General features: G+C 55.4%; 1 pseudogene. It reads right to left on the reverse strand.

Going from position 1 to position 502, the window contains the following annotated elements:
* Nucleotides 1–502 (reverse strand): annotated as a pseudogene (locus JMV15_RS28535) (M10 family metallopeptidase C-terminal domain-containing protein); the annotation flags it as partial.

Raw genomic sequence — 502 nt, forward strand, 5'->3', positions numbered from 1 at the left:
GGGTGCTATGTTTGGGTTGGTTTTATCATAGGGTGTCATGGTGGTTACGTGTGGGTGAGTGGTATCAACGAGTGGCATGGTAGTGACGATGTGTTGGGGATTATCAAGGACTGGGAGGGGGGCGTCGTTGTGGTGGGGGTTATCAACGACTGACAGGGTGTGGACGTTGGGCTTGGGCTTATCAACGACTGGCAGGGTGTCGACGTTGGGCTTGGGCTTATCAACGACTGGCAGGGTGTCGACGTTGGGCTTGGGCTTATCAACGACTGGCATGGTGTCGACGTTGGGCTTGGGCTTATCAACGACTGGCAGGGTGCCGACGTTGGGCTTGGGCTTATCAACGACTGGCAGGGTGCCGACGTTGGGCTTGGCATTATCAACGAATGGCAGGGTGTCGACGTTGGGCTTGGGCTTATCACCGACTGACAAGGAGTCCACGTTCGGCTTGGACTTATCAACGACTGGCAAGGTGGCGGTGTTTGGCTTGGCATTATAAACAACT

It is taken from the genome of Pseudomonas paracarnis (genome assembly GCF_904063055.1).
Taxonomy (GTDB): Bacteria; Pseudomonadota; Gammaproteobacteria; order Pseudomonadales; family Pseudomonadaceae; genus Aquipseudomonas; species Aquipseudomonas paracarnis.